The organism is Marinirhabdus gelatinilytica, from assembly GCF_003353425.1.
In the GTDB taxonomy this organism is placed as follows: domain Bacteria; phylum Bacteroidota; class Bacteroidia; order Flavobacteriales; family Flavobacteriaceae; genus Marinirhabdus; species Marinirhabdus gelatinilytica.
On sequence record NZ_QRAO01000004.1, the window covers coordinates 103,431 to 124,107 of the forward strand.

Here is a 20,677-nt window from a genome sequence, read left to right on the forward strand (position 1 = left end):
TATGTCAAGTTTATTTATTACTTAACAACTTTTACTGTTTTAGAAGCTCCATCAATAGTGATGTTTACTAAGTAAGCACCTGAAGTAAGTGAGCTCATATCTACACTTGGAGATACAGCACCTGGGTTAGTAGAAAGTACTACTTTACCAAGAACATCATATACTACAACAGCATCTACAGCATTTGCAGATTTTATGTTAAGTACATTTTGTACTGGGTTAGGATATACGCTGAAATTGCTTGCAGAGAAATCATCAGTACTCAAAAGTTCACCATCAACAAATGTTACATCGTCAATCCAATATTCGTTGTTACCATCAATTGCAAAGAAGTCTATACCTCCAAGAGTTGTATCTTCTTGGAAAGCAGTAGCAGGACCTTGGTCTCCAGCAACAGTCATTGTATATTCAAGGTTGTCTATATCAAAATAAAGTTGAACAGGGAACCACTCACCTTCTGGGTAGCTCAATTCTTCTCCATTAGCAGCGTCAACAACAATTCCTGGGTTTCCACCACCGTCGTTAAAAGTAATGTTTCCAGAGTTGTATACTCCAGCACCACCGTTACCGGCACCTTGGAATCCAGTTCCAGGATCTTCAGTTTCTCCTTGAATGTTAAAATATCCAGTCATACCTGGGTTGATGTACATGTAGAATTGTAAAGTATAATCTCCACTGGTTCTATTACCTAAAAGAAGCAAAATATCTTGAGGTCCAGCTCCTGGGCCTACAAATCCAGATTGCGATCCTGTTCTTACAATATCATCCACAATATCTAAACTTTCTGGGCCATTCGTAGGATCTCCAGACCATACAGACCAAAGATTTGGATTTTGATCTACCATATCACCTAGGTTGTAATCTTCTAATCCGTCTTCAAAGATTTGTGCGTTGGCACTAAATGTAAAAGCTACCAATGCAGCTAAAATGTAAATTTTTTTCATAATTCTATTTGTTTAATCATAATTTGACTTCAAATATAAGAAAAAAAACACTGCTTACCCTGTTATAAGGAAAGGTTTTGCTGCAGCTTTAATTAAAATTAACATTTATATAGTGTTTTCGTACCTTTGCCTCTCAAAATTATAATATATTTCCATGCAACAACAAACTCCATATACTCCACAAAACAAAGTACGTATAGTCACCGCAGCCTCTCTCTTTGATGGCCATGATGCCGCCATTAATATCATGCGCCGTATCATACAATCTACAGGTGTTGAGGTGATACATTTAGGGCATGACAGAAGTGTTGAAGAAGTAGTAAATACGGCTATTCAGGAAGATGCCAATGCTATAGCGATGACTTCTTACCAAGGTGGGCATAACGAGTATTTTAAATACATGTACGATTTGCTCCAAGAAAAAGGAGCGGGGCATATCAAGATCTTTGGTGGGGGCGGTGGAGTGATCCTCCCCTCAGAAATAAAAGAATTAATGGAGTACGGTATCACCCGGATTTATTCCCCGGACGATGGACGCGAAATGGGCCTGCAAGGAATGATCAACGATTTGGTGAAAACTTCAGATTTTCCCATTGGTAATACTTTAAACGGAGAAGTAAAAAAACTTTCAACAAAAGAGCCGGGAGCAATAGCACGGGTTATTTCTTCAGCTGAAAATTTCCCGGAAGTGGCAAAGGAGGCCATGGAAACAATCCATAAAAAGAACAAAACCCTTAAAACTCCGGTCTTAGGAATAACTGGAACCGGTGGTGCCGGTAAATCCTCCTTGGTTGATGAGCTGGTCCGTAGATTTTTATTGGATTTCCCCGAAAAGACCATCGGGCTCATTTCCGTAGATCCTTCAAAAAGAAAAACAGGTGGAGCATTGCTGGGCGACCGTATTAGGATGAATGCTATTAATTCCCCGCGTGTGTACATGCGCAGCCTGGCAACACGGCAGAGTAACCTGGCGCTCTCGAAATACGTTTCTGAGGCCATTGAAGTGATAAAGGCCGCAGAATATGATCTTATCATTCTTGAAACCTCAGGAATAGGACAAAGCGATACCGAAATCCTAGAACATAGTGATGTTTCCTTATATGTAATGACACCAGAGTTTGGAGCCGCCACACAGCTGGAAAAGATAGACATGTTGGACTTTGCCGATTTGGTTGCCATCAATAAATTTGATAAACGTGGCGCTAAGGACGCACTTCGAGACGTGAAAAAACAATATATGCGCAACCACCAGTTGTGGGACACGCCACAAGACGAGTTACCTATTTTTGGAACCATCGCATCACAGTTTAACGATCCTGGGATGAACACACTGTATAAGGCTATCATGGATCAATTGGCCTCAAAAACCGATACGGATCTAAAGAGTACTTTTGAAATCAGCAACGAGATGAGCGAAAAGATTTTCGTTATCCCACCGGCCCGTACACGCTATCTTTCTGAAATTTCTGAAAATAACAGGGCGTACGATAAAACCGCTGCAGAACAAGCCGAAGTTGCCCAAAAACTCTACGGAATCTTTAAAACAATCGAAACGGTCTCAGGTGCTACTCCCCAAATTGATAAGGGGGGAATTGTTTCAGAAAGCATTGAGACTTCAGAAAATAACAAAGAACTCCTGAAATTGTTGTTGGCCGAATTCGACAGCACTAAAATGGACCTTGACCCCTACAATTGGGAGGTCGTTACTTCGTGGGATGAAAAGGTGAACAAGTACAAAAATCCAATATATACCTTTAAGGTTCGCGATAAGGAGATAAAGATTGAAACGCACACCGAAAGTCTATCGCATACCCAGATACCCAAAGTTGCCTTGCCCAAATATCAGGCTTGGGGTGACATCCTTCGCTGGTGCTTGCAGGAAAATGTACCTGGAGAATTTCCCTACGCTTCAGGATTGTATCCCTTTAAAAGAACGGGCGAGGACCCTACGCGTATGTTCGCTGGTGAAGGTGGGCCAGAGCGTACCAACCGCCGTTTCCATTACGTAAGCTTGGGAATGCCCGCAAAGCGGCTTTCCACAGCTTTTGATAGTGTGACACTATATGGAAACGATCCCGGACACCGTCCAGATATCTACGGAAAGATAGGTAATGCAGGGGTTTCCATTTGCTGTCTGGACGATGCGAAAAAATTATATAGTGGGTTCGATCTAAGCCACCCAATGACCTCGGTGAGTATGACCATAAACGGGCCCGCACCCATGTTGCTAGGCTTTTTTATGAATGCGGCGATTGATCAGAATTGTGAGAAATACATTCGTGAAAACGAAATGGAAGACGAAATCGAAAATCGAATTGCTGATATTTACGAAGGGAAGAAGCGTCCCAATTACCAAGGTGAGCTGCCAGAGGGCAACAACGGTCTAGGTTTAATGCTACTGGGGGTTACGGGCGATCAGGTATTGCCAAGAGATGTCTACGAAAAAATAAAGGCCGAAACCCTAAAGCAAGTTCGCGGAACGGTACAGGCCGATATCTTAAAAGAAGACCAAGCACAGAACACTTGTATTTTTTCTACGGAATTTGCCCTGAGATTAATGGGGGATGTACAAGAATATTTTATAGAGCAGCAGGTACGTAATTTCTATTCGGTTTCCATTTCTGGATACCATATTGCCGAGGCTGGTGCCAACCCCATTACCCAACTAGCATTTACCCTCGCCAACGGATTTACATATGTGGAATACTATTTGAGCCGTGGAATGGACATTGACAAATTTGGTCCCAACCTCTCTTTCTTTTTCAGCAATGGAATAGACCCTGAGTACTCTGTGATTGGGCGGGTAGCAAGAAAAATATGGGCCAAGGCGTTAAAACATAAATACAGTGCTAACCCGCGAGCACAGATGCTGAAATACCACATCCAGACTTCAGGAAGGTCATTGCACGCACAGGAAATAGATTTTAATGATATACGTACCACACTCCAGGCTTTGTATGCTATTTACGATAACTGTAACAGTTTGCACACCAATGCTTACGATGAAGCCATTACTACACCTACCGAGGAAAGTGTGCGTCGTGCAATGGCCATACAGCTTATCATTAACAAGGAACTGGGTCTTGCCAAGAACGAAAACCCCATACAGGGAAGTTTTATCATTGAGGAATTGACCGACCTTGTAGAAGAGGCCGTTCTACAAGAATTTGACCGCCTGACCGAAAGGGGAGGTGTTTTGGGTGCCATGGAAACAATGTACCAGCGCAGTAAGATCCAGGAAGAAAGTTTGTACTACGAGACATTGAAACATACGGGTGAGTTCCCTATCATTGGGGTGAATACCTTCTTGAGCAGTAAGGGTTCGCCCACTGTGCAACCTGCTGAAGTAATCAGGGCCACCGAAGAAGAGAAAAAATACCAAATAGAGGTTGTTGAAAACCTAAACGAACGCAACGAGGAAAAAGTTTCAGAATTGCTAAAGGAGCTTCAACAGAAATCTATTGACAACGATAATATTTTCGAGGCCCTGATGGAAGTTTGCAAATATGCTTCTTTGGGCCAAATAACCTATTCGCTTTTTGAAGTGGGTGGACAGTATAGAAGGAATATGTAAACAGTGAACCACCTATTACAGGGATTACATAGTGAGAGGGTCTCTCTTTATTTTTGCCGAATTTTTTTATAGTTTTCAAGAAATTTAGCGCAGGGTATATTTTACGATATTTTTATCGTGAACGTAACTGAAATCCTCTAAACATATGGAGATGTTGAATGGCTGTTTTAAAGAAGGAAAATTTTTGACACACGACAAAAATGTGTATATTTGTGACAAATGTCATGAACATGGCCGGTAATGAAAAATATACATCCATAGATTTAGCCAAAGAACCCGAGGCTTTTTATAATATTTCAAACAAATATGTTCGTATGCTTGGAGTTTTGGGGGGCAGTTCCCGTGTGGGTCAAGTAGTAAACAGCGATATAGATCTCATTGAGGTTACCCGCAGGGGTTTGCCAAAATCTGTTTTATTTTCGTTGTGCGAGGTGTTGGGCATTTCTATGGAACACATGAGCAACCTTTTACATGTTTCCCACCGTACACTTCAGCGTAAGGAGGATAAGGAGCTGTTAAGTGTGTATAGCACAGAACAACTTTTTGAAATTGCGGCTTTGGTATCTCATGGTATTTCGGTATTTGGGACGCTTCAAAAATTCAAAGATTGGCTACATTCTACCCCTTTACTTTTTGAAGGACAGAAACCCTTGGATTTTCTGGACACTACCTTCGGTATTCAATATGTTGATTCAGTAATTGGCCGTATCGAGCACGGTGTGTATTCGTAATGCAGGTATTTAGGGTTGCTACCACTAATTATATTAACGACTTGAGCGGGGAAGGTGCGCGACTTTACGGGGGGAGGTGGAATGAAAGAGGCAGCCCAATGCTATATTGTTCGCAGCATTTGTCATTATGTTTGCTAGAGGTATTGGTACATAATGATATGGCCAACTTGCCAAAGGAGCTTTCGTATATTGAGCTTGAAATTGAAGAAAAAAGCACCAAATTGCTAAGTACCCCAAAGTTTATCCATGCTGCCTGGGACCAGATAAAGCCCCCTGTTGAAATTGCAATGTTTGGTTCCAGATGGCTTCAAGAACAAGAGGAACTGGCGCTTATTGTGCCTTCGGCAGTACTTCCTCAGGAAAATAATATTCTTATCAATCCGCTACATCCTTTAATGAAGGAAACCAAAATAGTAAGAACTGAAGTACTTAAACTAGACGCCAGGTTCTGATTTGTATGGTTATTTAAATTTGATGAGGAAAAAAGTAGATTTTTAATTACAGTGTCAACATCCAGTTGCGTTGCAATTTCTTGAATTTTTTTAGCTCATTTCGTAACAAAGGCAAGAAGTCTTTGCCTTTACTGTTACTCCGTTCCAAGCGTTCACAGTTTCGGTAGAGGGAGTTTGTTAGCTTGGTTACAGAAGCTATGTGCTTCTGTTTTTCTTCTTGAAATGCTTTTTGCTCAGCTTTTAAAATTTCAGGTGCTAGATTTACAGATTGTTGTACGATATCCCCCGTAAAATAAATGTTTTCATGCTCGGTTCCGTCCTCGTTAAGGGAACAAAAATCGTGGACAAGATATTGTGAGATGTTATTGGATAGGGCAAATATTTCCTTGGCCTTCTTATAGATGGCAGATTGGGGAAAAGCAGTGTGTGCGGTAGGTAACACTAGTGGTTTAGCGATTAATTATTTTTCTCAAATGTAGTGAGATAGTTTGAGTATTGCATATAATATTTAAAGCAAAAAGGTATATTTGGTTTAATTTTTAAGTAAAATTATAAATATTCTTTAAATGAAGTTAGACTCACTAAATTGGAAAATCCTGTATCATCTTCAGCTAGATGCTAGGATGAGTAATTCTGAAATTGGTAGGAGGGTAGGTGTGAGCTCACCAGCTGTTTCGGAAAGAATAAAGAAGATGGAAGATGCAGGAATAATACTTGGATACCGTACTGCTATCTCGCCATTTGAGACTGGTTACCAGTTAAAAGCAATAATCACCCTTAGGGCTTTTATGGGAAAACTGAAACCTTTTTTGGAAAAGGTAAAGACCTATGACGAGGTACTGAATTGTTACCGTATAACGGGCAATGAGAATATTGTGATGGAAGTGGTCTTGCGCAACCAAAAACATTTGGAGGCATTTATAGACCAGCTTATTTCTTATGGGGAGACCAAGACACAAATTGTACTTTCGCACGTAGTTGCAAATAATGCTATTAAACAGTCCAATGCTTCTAAAAGTTAAAGATTTTAGTAATCCTTGTAGTTTCAGTTAAAGTATCTACAATTATGGTTTTGTTAATAATTTGGTGTGCTTTTAAGGATTAATTTAGTATAAAATTAAAAACGTCATGAAAAAATATACTATACACTTCCTAATTATAACTCTAATTACTTTTGCGCTTGGCTTTTCAGGAATTGAATTTATTGGAGCAGCTGTTGTAAGGTTTATTTGTTTGATTTCGGGTATTGGCCTCTTCCTCTCTTGTTTGGATGCGGTTATTTTAACTAAGCGGAAAAGAAAGCTGAAAAAAAATCTTAAAGCTGAAAAAGTTAAAAATCAATAGTAAATTTAAGTTAGATTTTAATTAAAGATGAAAATACAGCCCAACCATTAATTATTAATGGTTGGGCTACTTTTTGAAACAGTTTTTTGAAGAAACGAACAGCGACCGTAACAGTACTGGGCATTATACCGCTCTTTCCTCAAACCGTAATTTAGTTTTGTGATATTTCTTGTGTAGCCAAAGCGTTATGACCGAAACAATGGCCAAAATGCTAAATATTACATACCAAGTAATATCATAACCAAGCTTGTCAGCGAGATTCATTCCACCGTTATGCCCAAAAATATGCGAAAGAGAAAAACTCATGCTGTATAGCCCCATGTAGCTGCCTTTTCTGCCTTTTGGGGCCATCTCTAGCGCAAGGGCATTAGAAAATGGGGATTCAACCATTTCCCCCAGTGTCATTAAAATCATCCCCAATACCAACACCATGAAACTGTCATTTAAATTAAGAACCAAAAAGCTGGAAGCGAGAAATAGTATTCCCCAAAAAGTTGCCATGGTCTTGGATATATTAATGCGCTCCAGCCATCCTACCAGTGGCATTTCAAAAAGCACGATTATTATCCCATTAAGGAAAAGGAGCCCGCCAATTACATCTTCAGATAAAAAGTGAGCTTGTTCGTAATACAAGGGTATTAAAGAAAAGTATTGTACAAACATCATGCCGCTCAATACCATAATAAGTATGAGCAAAAGATACAGTGGGTTTTTATAGGGAGAAACGCCTTCTTTAATTTTTGCAGTTTCCTTTTCTTCTCTAGATATCTTTTTGGGCTTCAACAGTAAGAAAAGCAATACGGCCGCAAGAATACAAGTAACCCCGTCTATCCAAAATAACGAATTGTAACTTATGCGAGCAATGATAATCCCCCCAATCACAGGCCCAATAGAAAATCCCAGGTTAATCGCCAGTCTAATGAGCGCAATGCTGCGTGTAACATTTTTGGGTTTACTATACGCATCGCAAGCAACAAAAATGGCAGGACGATAAGAGTCTGCTATAAATATAAGTGTGAATATCCCTATACAGAAACCATAAAAGGTGTCAATAAACTGCAGTGCCAGAAATCCCAATCCCCCCAAGAAAAGACTGGTTGTGATTACCTTATAAGCTCCAATGGTGTCGGTTAGTTTTCCGCCTACCCAAGTGCCAGCAAGGGAGCCTAACCCAAAACAGGTCATTATCCAACCTATTTGTGGCAGGGTAAATCCTTTTTCGTTGACTAAATACAGGGACAAAAAAGGAATAACCATTGCCCCGGCACGATTTATAAAAGTAACCAGGGATAACATCCATATTTCTTTGGAGAGGCCCGAGAAATTGCTGATGTAATTTTTGTAGAGTTTTCGCATATTGGTTAGTTGTTATAAAAATAAAACGTCCCGCGATATTGCGGGACGTTTTGTTATTGAATTATGTTATAGTTCTATTTCAATACATACCTTCCCCGGGTTTTCGGTTTCTCACAACAGAAAAATTTTGGGTATAGGTGTTACTTTTCATTTTTTGTATATTGAGGTATAAAAGTAGTGTTTTTTTTGAAAACTATAACAATAGGTCAATCTACCACTCTTCTAATAGCCTTTGCAAATTTAAATCCTGCTTTATCAAAAGCCTTTGCCATTTTGCTTAGGTTTGGTTTAGGCCATTTCTCACCATCTCCGTCTTTATTGTTGTAAGTGCCCATAGCCCTGCGAATTGTGGTCGTTTCAATAATTGTGTCTGGCACTTCGGTTTTATAAAAATAAATATCCATTGTCGCTTTTGCAGGTTGGTCTACAATACCGGCATCATATCCAAAGTATAACCATCGTGTGTGGACTTTCATGGTGTACTTGGCTGTTGTGTCCTCCACTACAAATGTTGGGGCGTTTTTATAGTCTGCGCTCCATTGGTTAACAGCAGTTACAAATGTGTTGGGCCATTCCTCAAATTTTGCTTTTGGATAATCCAACATAAACTGCTGTGCCATTTCAGCATCGCCGTGTTTTACTATTTTCTCTTGCATTTTTATTAAGAATTGGGCTTCAGGTACTTCCGGATCGTATACCAGACTGTCGTAGACGAATACAACATTCACTTTTTCAGTAGTATTCAGGAATTCCATTTTGTCCTTGTCGAACCGTATGCGCTGGGCAATAGTGTTTTGGAATGAACAGACAATGAGTAGTAAACACAGAATTGTAGTGAGTTTTTGGGACATATTTTTTCAATTTTAGCGACAAAAATATCCTAATGAAATATTTTTGGCATACAATTGTGATTTTTTTTTAGTTGAAGCAAAGTGCTCTCATTCAAGTTTTCTTATTCGACTGAGTTGGAATGGTACAAAGGGATTTGCTAAAATGCTTTAACCAGCCACATTCCTAAGAATACTGCGGCAAAACCAACTATAAAACTTCCTATCGTGTAAAAGGCAAAAGAGAAAAAATCGCCAGATTTTAGGAATACATGATTTTCATAAGCAAATGTTGAAAACGTAGTAAAACCACCACAAAAACCGGTTGCTAAAAATAGTACAGTATTTTGTGATAAAGCTTCACTCCTTGCGGCCCACCCAAGTATTATTCCAATTAAAAAACTACCAAGAATATTGGCCAAAAAGGTACCATAGGGTATGCCGTTGCTCGTACTGTTAAGATAGTTGCCTACTATATAGCGTAAGCTACTTCCCAAGCCTCCGCCTAAAAAAACCAAAAGGAGTTGTTTCATGCTATTGAGCTTCTTCGGGCACTAAAACAGGCATATAAATTTCGGTTACATAGTTTGCTGGGTTGGGAACTTCATTTGGATCGGTAACGTACACTTCAAACATCTTGGCGGTAGGATGGGGAGTGAGCCCGTTTTGCTGCATATATTCTTGCGCTTTCGCATAGGCTGCGGGAATATTATCATAGCCACCCTTTAGCGTTGTTTTTAATGCTGAAACTGGTTCCATATAACCAGATACCACCGTACTCCCTTCTGGGGTTATCACACGATCCCTAACGGGAATACCAGCTGAAAAGATCACGGTACCATTGGCTTCATCAATTTGGTTGTATAGAGCAAAAGGTTTCCCTGTCATAGCTATATTGTTGGATTGCATATATCCCATAACCTGCCCCATCATGGCTCCCATCTTTGCTCCAATATCGCCCATCTTGGCCGATATGGTATTGTACATATAATACCCGCCACCGTGTTGTGCAATTCCGTCTACGCTTATCTCAAATTTTTTCATTTCCTCCATAACCACTTGGTCAAGGTTCTCAAGGCCTTGGTCGTACATAGAGCTCAATGAGGTTTCAAAATCCCCTTCCTGAAAACTCATAAACACCTTATCCATAAAGGATAGTTCGCCCTTCATTCCCCAAGTTACCTTGGTAGTACTAGGTTCTTCACCTTCTTCAAATTTCCAGTATACATCACTTTCACTATCGCCCAGTGGTGTGTTAAAGACAATTTTTTGTTCCATTTCCTTATTAGGGATAACCCTAGTGGTTTTCATAGAGCCATCTCCCATTACGTCGCTTTTCCAGGAATAGGAGGCACCTTCGCCTTGGGTCTTTTCGGCATAGTTTATCTCTATGTTCTCGTCTTCGGCCATCCACGGGCCCCAGTTTTGCCAGGTCTTGAAATCCTTAACATTATTGTACACCACTTCGGCAGGGGCGTTAATGGTTTTTGTCCGGGCAACATCGTAAGAGCCATCCTTGGTGGCAAAGTAAATAGCGCCACCTATCAAGAATATTAGGATAAGAAAAAAGAGGTATTTTAAAATTTTCATTTGTCGGGATAATTTTTGGTTGTAGATGCTAAGATAATCAATTTTGCGACCTTAGTGGCATTCCCTTCTTAAGCTAACTTCGGTTTATAAGATTTCAGCAGTAAATTTTGCTACATTTGTAAAAACCAAAATTACATATCATGAAGAACTATTTGTTGATGGCCCTTGCCATTTTCGGTTTCCTGTTCGTTTCCTGTGACGATACCAAGAAAGAGAAACCAAAAGAAGAAACCACAACTGCAAAAACCGATGATTTTAACTATCAGGTAGAACAGTTTGCGGACCTAAAAATACTGCGGTACCAAATCCCAAGCTGGGAAGACCTTACCCTAAAAGAGCAAAAGCTGGTATACTATCTAACGCAGGCAGGTCTTGCAGGGCGTGACATCATGTGGGCGCAGAACTACCGCCACAACTTGGCTATTAGGAATGCCCTTGAAAACGTATACAAAAAGTATGAAGGTGACAAGGAATCTGATGACTGGAAAAGTTTTGAAGTTTATTTAAAGCGCGTTTGGTTCAGTAACGGAATTCACCACCATTATAGCAACGCCAAGATAAAGCCAGATTTCAACAAAGAATATTTAAGGCAATTGTTAGATGAAACCAATAGCACGCTGGATGGTGAAGCTTTTGAAGTAATCTTTAACGACAAGGACAGTAAGAAAGTAAACCTGAGCAAAGATGCCGATATTGTGCTGGAAAGCGCCATAAACTTTTATGGTCCCGACGTAACAACGGCCGATGTTGAGAACTTTTACGGAGCTATGGAAGTAGATGCCGAAGAACCTATTGAAATAGGACTTAATACACGTTTGGTGAAAGAAAATGGGCAGTTAAAAGAAGAAGTGTATAAAATTGGTGGACTGTATAGCCCAGCGATAGAGAATATCGTAAAGTGGCTGGAAAAAGCCAAAGGAGTGGCCGAAAACCCCAAACAAGCCGAAACCTTAGGTTTGTTGATTGAATATTACAAAACCGGAAGCCTGGACACTTGGGACGATTATGCAGTATCCTGGGTAAATACTACCGATGGTAACATAGACTGGATAAACGGTTTTATTGAAGTGTACAACGACCCAAAGGGCTACAAAGGATCTTATGAGACAATAGTAGAGATAAAAGACTTCGATATGTCCAAAAAAATGGCCGTGCTATCTGAAGAAGCGCAATGGTTCGAGGACAACTCACCTTTAATGGAGGAGCACAAAAAGCCCAACGTAACAGGGGTTTCCTATAAAACGGTGATTGTTGCAGGAGAAGCTGGGGATGCGTCGCCAAGTACTCCCATAGGTGTAAACTTGCCCAATAACAACTGGATACGCCAAAAGCACGGTAGTAAATCAGTTTCGCTGGGTAACATTATCAATGCCTACAACAATGCTGGAGGCTCTGGACGTTTACAGGAATTTGCTCATGATGAGGAAGAGATTCGCCTTGAGAAGAAATATGGGCAGCTGGCAGACAAACTACATACTGCCTTGCATGAGGTAGTGGGGCACGCTTCTGGACAAATTAACAAGGGAGTGGGAACACCTAAGGAAACGTTGAAGAGTTACAAATCTACCATAGAGGAAGGTCGTGCAGATTTATTCGGTCTTTATTACCTAATGGATCCGAAGCTTGAGGAATTGGGCTTGGTTGAAAACTGGAGAGAAACCGGAATGGCAGCTTATGATGGGTATATCCGTAATGGTCTAGTGGGTCAATTGGTACGCTTGGAGCTGGGAGACGATGTAGAAGAAGCACATATGCGTAACCGCCAATGGGTGAGTGCTTGGGTATATGAGAAAGGTAAGGAAGATAATGTGATCGCTAAAGTTGAAAAGGACGGAAAAACATACTACGACATTCAGGATTACGATAAGCTTCGTGAACTGTTCGGGCAATTGTTAAAAGAGACGCAGCGCATTACTTCCGAAGGGGATTATGAAGCTGGAAAAGCCTTGGTTGAAAACTATGGTGTGAAGGTAGATCAAGACCTGCACAAGCAAGTATTGGACAGAAACGCACAGTTTAAGTCTGCTCCTTATAGTGGTTTTGTTAACCCTGTAATTGTGCCAACCATGAACGATGCAGGGGAAATAGAAAGCTTCAGTATAGAACAACCTGAGACTTTTGAAGGGCAAATGCTAGAGTACAGTGAGAAGTATTCGTACCTAAAGTAGTTTTTATAAAATCAGCATAAAACAGAAAACCTCCTTGTGGCTATTGCAAGGAGGTTTTTTTGGTTAGAAAGATGTTTGTTTATTGTAGTTGAAACCTTAAACAACCTCCTGCCGTAATGGTAAAATTACCGTCCCAGGTCCTGTTGGAACAACTTGCGTTAAAAGCATAGGTCCCAGGGTCGAGGTCATTAAAGTTACCCCCTGCACTTGGGTTGCTGCAATCTGGAGCTCCAGAATCAAAATATCCGGAGATCGTTGTGCTACCAACACCAGGTACGTTCACAGAAATGTTACCACATCCAAAATCTTGTGATGTCCAGAATTTTACGTCTCCTTCTGGATCGCCACTTCCGCCAGAACCACCAGATCCGCCAGATCCGCCGTTTCCACTTCCACCAGTACCACCGCCAGAACTACCGCCACCAGCATCGCTACAGTCAACGCCGAAACCATCGACAATTACATCAATTGCGCCATTGGTACTAAGGTTTGCTTCAAGAACAAACTCAACCCCGTTAATAGCTACCGTACAGGTATTGGGTGGGATACTTCCTTCGTTATGGGCAAATAGGGTAACATAGTTAAATCCGTTAAATCCAAAATCGTAGTCACGGATTATGGGATTGTCTGGACCGTCCAAGGTTGCTTCGTCAATAATTGTGTTTCCGTTTGCAATAATGGAAACAATATCTCCATCTACGGTTCCGTGGTCCCAAACTTCGATGGAGGTGATACGGCTACCAATTTCTACACAGCCTAGATAGTTGTTGGGTCTCCCCATTGTAGAAGATGGAATTATTGAAGTTTCGTTAACTACAACTTCCTCTTCTTCAGGCTCAGAGTCATCTTCTTTTTCACAGGATGAAAATGTAAAAGCCGCCAAGAAGAAAACGGGTAATAAGTACTTTAATTTAAACATATTTGAGGGTTTTTTGGTTATGGGTCAAAAGTATGGTCTTGTATTAGTTCTTGAAATACCCATTAGAGGGTATTTTTTTAGGATAACTTGTTTTGGGTGTATTGTATGGCGGTTTTCTGTAGTTTGCCACTGCCCTGTAGCTTCAGTTTTTTAATAATGTTCTTTCGGTGAGTGCTCACAGTTTCCTTGCTAATGCCAAGTAAGGAAGAGATTTCCTTGCTACTGAAACCAAGCCCGATCAAACTGAAGATCTGCGACTCTCTATGGCTCAGTAGTTCGATTTTTTCGGTTTTTTTCTCTACCAGAAACAAAAGCAGAATTGTTTTCTCGATTAATTTTTTGCTTTCGGTTACATTTTTAAGGGCTTTAATGATGGTTATTGTCTCATCGATATCCAGCCTAGTATCTTGTGTTTCGGCCTCTTTTAAAATTGAAATAATCTTGTGGGTATAACTCATTTCCCAAAAGTAGGAGAGGTGCTAAAAACTTGAAATACCCATTAATGGGGATTTTGCTATTAGAAGTCGTATTTTTTTTCAAGTGCATAGCGCAATAGCTCGCCTTTACCGGAGAGGCCTAGCTTTCGTATCATGTTTTTTCGGTGTTTTTCTACTGTAGAGACGGCGGTGAATCGTATCGCGGCGATTTCACTGGTTGTTCTTCCTTGCCCAATGAGGGTGAGTATTTCTCTTTCGCTCTTGGAGAGGATACTTTTTTTTGTAGAAACTCCACTACTTGAGGTGACATATTCGGGCTTAATGGATTTATCAAAAAAGGTATTACCGCTATGGACTTCCCGTATTGCGGTAAGAACTTCTTCTAGGGGAGAGTTTTTGAGCAGATAACCCTTAGCACCAGCTGTTACCATTTGTTGTACGGCTTCTTCTTGGTCAAACATGCTAAAGGCAATTACTTTGGTGTTAGGATACTGTGAAAGTATATTTTTGGTCGCTGTTATGCCGTCTATCTTGGGCATTTTAATATCCATTAAAATGATGTGAGGCCTTTTCTTGCTAACCAATTGTAGCAATTCCTCACCATCGTTCGCTGTTCCTATCAAAGAGATGTCGTCTTCGTACTTAAGCAGTAAATTTATCCCGTCCACGAGCGATTGGTGATCTTCGGCTATTGCAACTTTTATCATAATGGTATATCTATAATTACGGTGGTGCCTCTGCCCAAAGAGGAGTCTACTTCAAAACTTCCTTCCATGTGCTCAACACGTTTTTCAAGACTATATAGCCCCATTCCATCTTTGGAATGGATGCTGTTTATCTTAAAGCCTTTTCCATTATCTTCAACAATAATGTTCAAGCTATCTTTATATTGGTTTATAGCAATTGAGGCCAAGGTGGCCCCAGAGTGTTTAATAATATTGGTCACCAGTTCTTGTATAATCCTGAAGACTGAAATCTCCAATGTGTTTTCCAACCGTTCTTCAAGTCCAAAATCCTCAACCTCTATGAGAAGACCATTGATTCCCGAAGCATTTTTGGCCAGTTTTTGCACTGCGGGCAAAAGGCTGTTTTTTGCAATTACACCACTATTCTTCACATGGGCCATGGAGCGGATCTCTGCATAGGCATCGTCCAGTAGTTTGCTGGTTTTTTCAAAAAGCTCATCAGTTTGCGGACCTTTATCCCTGTTTTTGGAGAGATGGTGGAACTGCAACTTAGCCGCTGCCAGGGTCGCCCCTACACTGTCGTGAAGGTCACTGGCAAGGAGTTGTCGCTCTTTTTCCTGTCCAGAGATCATAGCATCTATGGTGGCCAATTCCTGGTCCTTTAGGATACGCTCTTTCTTTTGTATTTCCAGCGCGCGTTCTTGTTCGGCGATTTTTCGTTTTTTTGAAATATTCTTATAAATGAGAATAAAAAATAGTAATGATAAAATACTTACTGTTAGAAATATAATAAGGTTGTTTCGGTTGTCTTTCCTTAGTTCATTGGTTTTGTATATTTCATCAAAATTTGCAATATTCTTTGTGTTTTCCTCAATTTTTAGCTTGTAGTCATGTTCATAAAACAGCAACTTGTATTTCAATACACTGTCTACTTGTTTTTTTTCTTCAAAAGCTAACCATTTAAAATAATATTTAAACCCTAAGAGGTTTTCTAACAAGTAACCATTTACCAAATGCAGGGGAGCCTTTTCGATAGTTATGATGGCAGAATCTGGTTTTTTAAGATCTATAAGAGCTCTTGCTGCGGTTAAACTTGCGGCCGCTAAGCGTTCTTTGTTGTGTATCCCCGGTTTTTCTCTTAGGTATGAAATTGCCTTGGTTGAATAATATAGGGAACTATCTGGGATGTTTATGTTGTTTGTGTAATTGTAGGCCTTGTAGCTTAAGTATCTGCCATATAGCTTATCAAGTTTATGGGTTTCAAGAAGCGTTTGGGCCTTGCTGGATATATTGAGTACCTCATTGGATATTTTTGGCGAATACCTTTGTTGAAGTCTTAACTTGAAAACTAAATAAAACCCTTTTTCCAGGGTGCTTTCAGCTAAGTTCCCGTACTTTTTTAAAAATGGCTCATAGCTATTTGAGCCTGCAAAACTATAATTGTTCGCAAAAAAGAGCAGTATTTCTTTTAGTACCAATTTTTCAAGAAATTGGGACTTTAGTTCTTTTTTTTCAAATTCAAGAGTTTCTTTCAGCTTGAGATATGCCTTAAAGCCATTTCCTTCCCCATAGAATAAATGTAGTGCAGTGTTAAGCTCTGACAATAAATAGAAAACATCGTCTCTTTTGGCAATTGTGCTACATTTTTTCAGAGGGGTGCCAGTAGTTGTAAAATGTAAATAATTCTCCAAGATGCATAATTCTGCTGTGTTGGCAGATTGCATCTTCTCAATTTTAATTTCAGCAGTTTTAAAATCCTCTATGTATATAGCATGTAAAACCTCATCTACTTGGGAACTGCAAATAGATGAGATGAAAAGCATCGATATGAAAACTATTTCCTTCAAAAACTATACAACCCTAACTCTTTTGGGGTAACACTGTGTTGTAAACGGTCTCCCGTATCCATCACCGTCGTCTTTTTGTGATGACTTATTTTTAATGTGATTCGAAAATTTGTCAAGTATGTTTAGGTCTGGATATTTGGAATCTATTTCTTCAAGAACCTTTTTTTGTTCCTTCCCTAGTAATTTTAATGAATCTTTTTTATTGTTTGAGGCTACGTTTTTCTCATCAGGATTGGGAACCAGTGTATACTCTAGTAAGTGAACGTCTTCACCGTCCCTAACATATTTGTAGGGGTCTAAATAGGGGGTGTTATGGGGGTTGTTGCTGTCATATATCATATTTGGGGGGAATTTATGCTGTATGTCCACATCTATTATTTTTCCCTTTAGGGATTCGTCCAATAGTTTTTTGGATATGTTTAGGGTTGTGTTGGTGTTAAAGGGTTGTACCTCTATGGTCAAGACATAATCGGGTTGGTGTTTAGGGGATTCGTTAGAGTATTTGGTCTTGTCAGCTTTTTTCAATGTTACTTTTTGTTGCGATGGGAACCCCATTGTTATAGCGCCCTCAAAATTCTGAAGGTAAATCTCAAAGGAGTACTCATGCTCCTTAGGATCTTTGGGGGGTTTTGCAGTATAGCCGTTCAATTTTAGGTACAGCATGTAGAAAGTTCCGTAGGCACTTCTTCCTGCCAAGGTTTGATATTCATTGTTTAAGGGAGCTCCGCTAGCATTACAGTCTAGGACTATTTGGGATTTTAATTTTTCGTGCATAATTTAAATTTTAAGTGGGTTATAAGTAAATTCGTGTTAACTCTTTATCCATGGTGTTTTTATGGATAGAGACAAAGTCCATTTCTTCAATATGTGTAAAGCAATATGAGAGGGTTGTTTCATCATCTATAGTTTGCGGATAGTTTTTATCTATGGTTTCAATAATATAATCTGCATGGTTAAATACAAACAATATTTCACAATCATCTTGTTGGTACGGGAGTACTCTAGCTCCTATTCCCTTTGTGTTGTTGAAGTTATCCTGAATAAAAATTAGATAGCAGTTGCTATAGTTTATGGGTTCTCCATTATTAGGATCAACATACCTCAAACGAAGCCAGGGATATAGTAAATTAATGGTGTCAATCCTGGGAAATAGACTAAAGCCTTGTTCCAAGAGAGAATCCCTTAAAAGTTCCAATAATCTATTTGGTTCTATATTCATTTTATTGAAAATGCGTGACTCCAAAATGCACCATCCACATGTGTGCTGAAATTTGAGTCTTCAAAGAACCATTCCTTTGTTTTTTGGACTCCTTCTGGATACTTTGGGTTATGGACATAATAAATTCCATTAAGGACCTGTGACACGATTATAAAATGCCCGTCGGTTTCCTCTTCGTTATAGGAAATGCCCATTAGCAATGGTGTTTTTGAAGCTATTTCCTTTACCAGTCCAGTCCATAGTTCATCTTTTTGGCTGTTTGAGATTCCATTTACCAAAATTCCATTCAATTGTTTAAGGCATTCATTCGGCATTTGGGGTTTGTTGAAATGTTTTGGCAACGCATTACACTCATAATCATAAATTTCTTCGTTATCAAACCTCTTTACTGCAAAGTCGTACTGTGAGTAAGATGATCTTTTGTGGAACGAGACCATCATCCCCCCACAGGCTGCCCAGCACCATAATGTTGCACATTGTTGACTATGGTTAAAGCTTCTCGCTTTGGTAAAAGAAGTATTCTGGCGATTGTTCTTGTTGCCAGTAGGGATAGTTGCGACCTTATGAAATACCATACAACAAAAATTGAAATTTATTTAAAACCATGACATACCCATTATTGGGTATTTTATTTTCATGGTAGCAAGCTTGTTCCAAATAAAAGATTGGGGAGGGTTTTGGGCTTAGCTTCCCACAAGATATACGGAAGAATCAAAAATTACAAATTGTATTGCAATCTATTTTTTTGTATGGTATAATAAATTTCTACCCCTTTAGTAGAAACTTCGCCGCCAGCAACAGCAAGAAAAAGAAAACAAAAATAACAAGCACCCAAACGTTTCCTTTATAGTATTTCTTGTGCAGTTTTTTATCCCTGCGGTAGCTTATGGCTACAATAATCACAAAAGCAACAAAAAAACAAATGGAAAATACAAGTTGTCCGGTAGATATCATAAAGCTGAAATTGATAGCACCGCAAAAATAAGGCTTATTAAGATGAACTGGTTGAAAAGTTTACCAGAAATACCACGAGTATAAATATGGCTTTCAATAATTTTACCACGAATTACGAATCACAAACCACAAAATGAAAAACAAGATAGACGCCGTACACCAGTTCCATACAGCTTTTGGGCTTGGGATCAAGGAAACTCCTACTGCAGATTTGGGAATGAAAAAAAACCTATTGCGCTACGAGCTCATGCGAGAGGAAAATGAAGAATACCTAGAGGCTGCCAACAACAACGATCTTGTTGAAGTTGCCGATGCTCTGGGCGATATGCTGTATATACTCTGCGGAACCATTATTGAGCATGGCATGCAACATAAGATTGAAGAAGTCTTCAACGAGATACAGCGGAGCAATATGAGTAAACTTGGTGAAAACGGAAAACCCATTTACCGCGAAGATGGCAAAGTGCTAAAGGGGCCCAATTATTTTAAGCCAAATATTCAAGAAATTCTGGAAAAGTAGCGTAAGGAAAACCCTAATTTAATTAGGCAATGGGATAACGCCAGCCAAAGGGGTCCTGGGCACGGTTGTACTGTATATCCATCAACTCCTTTTTGAACCTCTCCGAATATGAATCCTGTGGTTTTTCAAGTTCAAAAATCTCGTCATTATAACCAAAGGCGCTTACAGGGCTTATAACGGCAGCAGTGCCACTACCAAAAATCTCTTTGAGCGAACCATCTTTTGCTGCAGCAACAAGTTCACCTACCGTTAGACGCCTTACATCGGTCTCAATGCCGTCACGTTCGGCGATTGCAAGAACACTTTTACGGGTTACCCCGTCCAAGATCCTGTCACTGGTTGGAGCGGTGATAAGGGTATCGTTAATTCTAAAAAAAACATTCATCGTTCCCGCTTCTTCAAGATATTTGTGCTCGTCTGCGTCGGTCCAGATAACTTGCTGGAAACCTTTCTCCCGTGCCAAATTCGTAGGATAAAATTGTGCTCCGTAATTTCCGGCAGCTTTTGCAGCACCCACACCACCATTGGCGGAGCGACTGTACTTTTGTGCAATGGTCACTTTTACATCTCCTGTGTAATAAGCTTTCACAGGCGACATCAAGATCATAAACTTATATTCGTTGGCTGGGGCTGCAGCGACCCCAACTTGCGTGGCCATAGCAAAAGGGCGAATGTAAAGTGAGTTGCCAAGACCTCCCTTAACCCAGTCTTTATCCAACGCCAGCAGTTTGTGTAGGGCTTCAAAGAAAAGCGCTTTGGGGAATTCAGGAATGGCCATTCTTTTGGACGATTTGTTTATACGCTCAAAATTTTCTTCGGGCCTAAACAGAAATACGTTACCGTCTTCATCTTTGAACGCCTTCATTCCTTCAAAAACGGCTTGCCCATAGTGAAATACTTTTGCGGCTGGAGAAATACTCAAATTCCCGTAAGGAAGTATGGTGGCGTCTTGCCAAGCCCCATCCTTAAAATCGCACATAAACATATGGTCCGAGAATGTACTTCCAAAAACAAGATTATCAAAATCCACTTCTGGTAATCTTGAGGTGGTCACTTTTTTTACGGTAATTTGTTCAGTGCTTGTATTCATAGAGGGTAAGGTCGTTTGG

General features: G+C 40.0%; 21 protein-coding genes. 7 read left to right on the top strand and 14 right to left on the bottom strand.

Annotation, left to right across the window (positions count from 1 at the left end):
* Positions 1-17 precede the first annotated feature (17 nt).
* The gene (locus C8D94_RS11750) at positions 18-944 is read right to left on the bottom strand and encodes a T9SS type A sorting domain-containing protein (RefSeq protein WP_115124155.1); all 927 of its coding nucleotides are present in this window, start codon (positions 942-944) and stop codon (positions 18-20) included.
* A 154-nt stretch (positions 945-1,098) separates the two neighbouring features.
* Here C8D94_RS11750 and C8D94_RS11755 point away from each other — a divergent pair, with 154 nt between their 5' ends.
* The 3 genes from C8D94_RS11755 (at position 1,099) to C8D94_RS11765 (ending at position 5,701) form a co-directional block, all read left to right on the top strand.
* Positions 1,099-4,518: a methylmalonyl-CoA mutase family protein gene (locus C8D94_RS11755; protein WP_115124156.1), complete on the top strand. Its 3,420-nt coding sequence runs from the start codon at positions 1,099-1,101 to the stop codon at positions 4,516-4,518.
* 212 nt (positions 4,519-4,730) lie between these two features.
* The gene (gene parS, locus C8D94_RS11760) at positions 4,731-5,249 is read left to right on the top strand and encodes a type II RES/Xre toxin-antitoxin system antitoxin (RefSeq protein ID WP_245946299.1); all 519 of its coding nucleotides are present in this window, start codon (positions 4,731-4,733) and stop codon (positions 5,247-5,249) included.
* Positions 5,249-5,701, top strand: coding sequence for an RES family NAD+ phosphorylase (locus C8D94_RS11765; protein ID WP_115124158.1), 453 nt, complete (start codon positions 5,249-5,251; stop codon positions 5,699-5,701). Before parS ends, C8D94_RS11765 begins: the two co-directional genes overlap by 1 nt.
* A gap of 46 nt (positions 5,702-5,747) precedes the next feature.
* Here the strand turns inward: C8D94_RS11765 and C8D94_RS11770 are convergent, their stop codons facing one another.
* Complete coding sequence (locus tag C8D94_RS11770; RefSeq protein WP_115124159.1) at positions 5,748-6,143, bottom strand: hypothetical protein; 396 nt, start codon at positions 6,141-6,143, stop codon at positions 5,748-5,750.
* 124 nt (positions 6,144-6,267) lie between these two features.
* Between C8D94_RS11770 and C8D94_RS11775 the strand changes: the two genes are divergently transcribed.
* On the top strand, positions 6,268-6,723 hold the full coding sequence (locus tag C8D94_RS11775; RefSeq protein ID WP_115124160.1) for an Lrp/AsnC family transcriptional regulator: 456 nt from the start codon (positions 6,268-6,270) through the stop codon (positions 6,721-6,723).
* Positions 6,724-6,829: 106 nt separating this feature from the next.
* Positions 6,830-7,045, top strand: coding sequence for a hypothetical protein (locus C8D94_RS11780; protein ID WP_115124161.1), 216 nt, complete (start codon positions 6,830-6,832; stop codon positions 7,043-7,045).
* Positions 7,046-7,168: 123 nt separating this feature from the next.
* Here the strand turns inward: C8D94_RS11780 and C8D94_RS11785 are convergent, their stop codons facing one another.
* The 4 genes from C8D94_RS11785 to C8D94_RS11800 all read right to left on the bottom strand — a co-directional run bounded on the left by C8D94_RS11785 (position 7,169) and on the right by C8D94_RS11800 (position 10,818).
* A complete protein-coding gene (locus tag C8D94_RS11785; protein ID WP_115124162.1) occupies positions 7,169-8,401 on the bottom strand; it encodes an MFS transporter in 1,233 nt (410 codons plus the stop codon).
* Between the two features lie 206 nt (positions 8,402-8,607).
* Entirely contained in the window at positions 8,608-9,252 is a 645-nt protein-coding gene (locus C8D94_RS11790) for a hypothetical protein (RefSeq protein ID WP_115124163.1), read from the bottom strand.
* 137 nt (positions 9,253-9,389) lie between these two features.
* Positions 9,390-9,761, bottom strand: coding sequence for a fluoride efflux transporter CrcB (gene crcB / locus C8D94_RS11795; protein WP_115124164.1), 372 nt, complete (start codon positions 9,759-9,761; stop codon positions 9,390-9,392).
* A gap of 1 nt (position 9,762) precedes the next feature.
* On the bottom strand, positions 9,763-10,818 hold the full coding sequence (locus tag C8D94_RS11800; RefSeq protein ID WP_115124165.1) for an SRPBCC family protein: 1,056 nt from the start codon (positions 10,816-10,818) through the stop codon (positions 9,763-9,765).
* Between the two features lie 140 nt (positions 10,819-10,958).
* Between C8D94_RS11800 and C8D94_RS11805 the strand changes: the two genes are divergently transcribed.
* Positions 10,959-12,986 carry a dipeptidyl-peptidase 3 family protein gene (locus C8D94_RS11805; protein ID WP_115124166.1) on the top strand — a complete coding sequence of 676 codons (2,028 nt, stop codon included), beginning with the start codon at positions 10,959-10,961 and terminating at the stop codon, positions 12,984-12,986.
* Between the two features lie 79 nt (positions 12,987-13,065).
* On the opposite strand, the gene C8D94_RS11810 is transcribed toward C8D94_RS11805, so the two are convergent.
* From C8D94_RS11810 to C8D94_RS11840, 7 genes are all read right to left on the bottom strand, one after another.
* Positions 13,066-13,905 (bottom strand): hypothetical protein, encoded by an 840-nt coding sequence (locus tag C8D94_RS11810; RefSeq protein WP_115124167.1) that lies wholly within the window; start codon positions 13,903-13,905, stop codon positions 13,066-13,068.
* 77 nt (positions 13,906-13,982) lie between these two features.
* A complete protein-coding gene (locus C8D94_RS11815; protein ID WP_115124168.1) occupies positions 13,983-14,363 on the bottom strand; it encodes a response regulator transcription factor in 381 nt (126 codons plus the stop codon).
* 59 nt (positions 14,364-14,422) lie between these two features.
* Complete coding sequence (locus C8D94_RS11820; RefSeq protein WP_115124169.1) at positions 14,423-15,049, bottom strand: response regulator transcription factor; 627 nt, start codon at positions 15,047-15,049, stop codon at positions 14,423-14,425.
* Positions 15,046-16,851 carry a sensor histidine kinase gene (locus tag C8D94_RS11825; protein WP_115124170.1) on the bottom strand — a complete coding sequence of 602 codons (1,806 nt, stop codon included), beginning with the start codon at positions 16,849-16,851 and terminating at the stop codon, positions 15,046-15,048. Before C8D94_RS11825 ends, C8D94_RS11820 begins: the two co-directional genes overlap by 4 nt.
* A 27-nt stretch (positions 16,852-16,878) precedes the next feature.
* A complete protein-coding gene (locus C8D94_RS11830) occupies positions 16,879-17,649 on the bottom strand; it encodes a hypothetical protein (protein WP_115124171.1) in 771 nt (256 codons plus the stop codon).
* A 19-nt stretch (positions 17,650-17,668) separates the two neighbouring features.
* On the bottom strand, positions 17,669-18,094 hold the full coding sequence (locus C8D94_RS11835) for a hypothetical protein (RefSeq protein ID WP_115124172.1): 426 nt from the start codon (positions 18,092-18,094) through the stop codon (positions 17,669-17,671).
* Positions 18,091-18,669 (bottom strand): papain-like cysteine protease family protein, encoded by a 579-nt coding sequence (locus tag C8D94_RS11840; RefSeq protein ID WP_115124173.1) that lies wholly within the window; start codon positions 18,667-18,669, stop codon positions 18,091-18,093. Before C8D94_RS11840 ends, C8D94_RS11835 begins: the two co-directional genes overlap by 4 nt.
* 512 nt (positions 18,670-19,181) lie before the next feature.
* On the opposite strand from C8D94_RS11840, the gene C8D94_RS11850 reads away from it, so the two are divergent.
* Positions 19,182-19,568, top strand: coding sequence for a pyrophosphohydrolase domain-containing protein (locus C8D94_RS11850; RefSeq protein ID WP_115124175.1), 387 nt, complete (start codon positions 19,182-19,184; stop codon positions 19,566-19,568).
* Positions 19,569-19,590: 22 nt separating this feature from the next.
* On the opposite strand, the gene C8D94_RS11855 is transcribed toward C8D94_RS11850, so the two are convergent.
* The gene (locus C8D94_RS11855; RefSeq protein WP_115124176.1) at positions 19,591-20,658 is read right to left on the bottom strand and encodes a branched-chain amino acid aminotransferase; all 1,068 of its coding nucleotides are present in this window, start codon (positions 20,656-20,658) and stop codon (positions 19,591-19,593) included.
* Between the last annotated feature and the right edge of the window lie 19 nt (positions 20,659-20,677).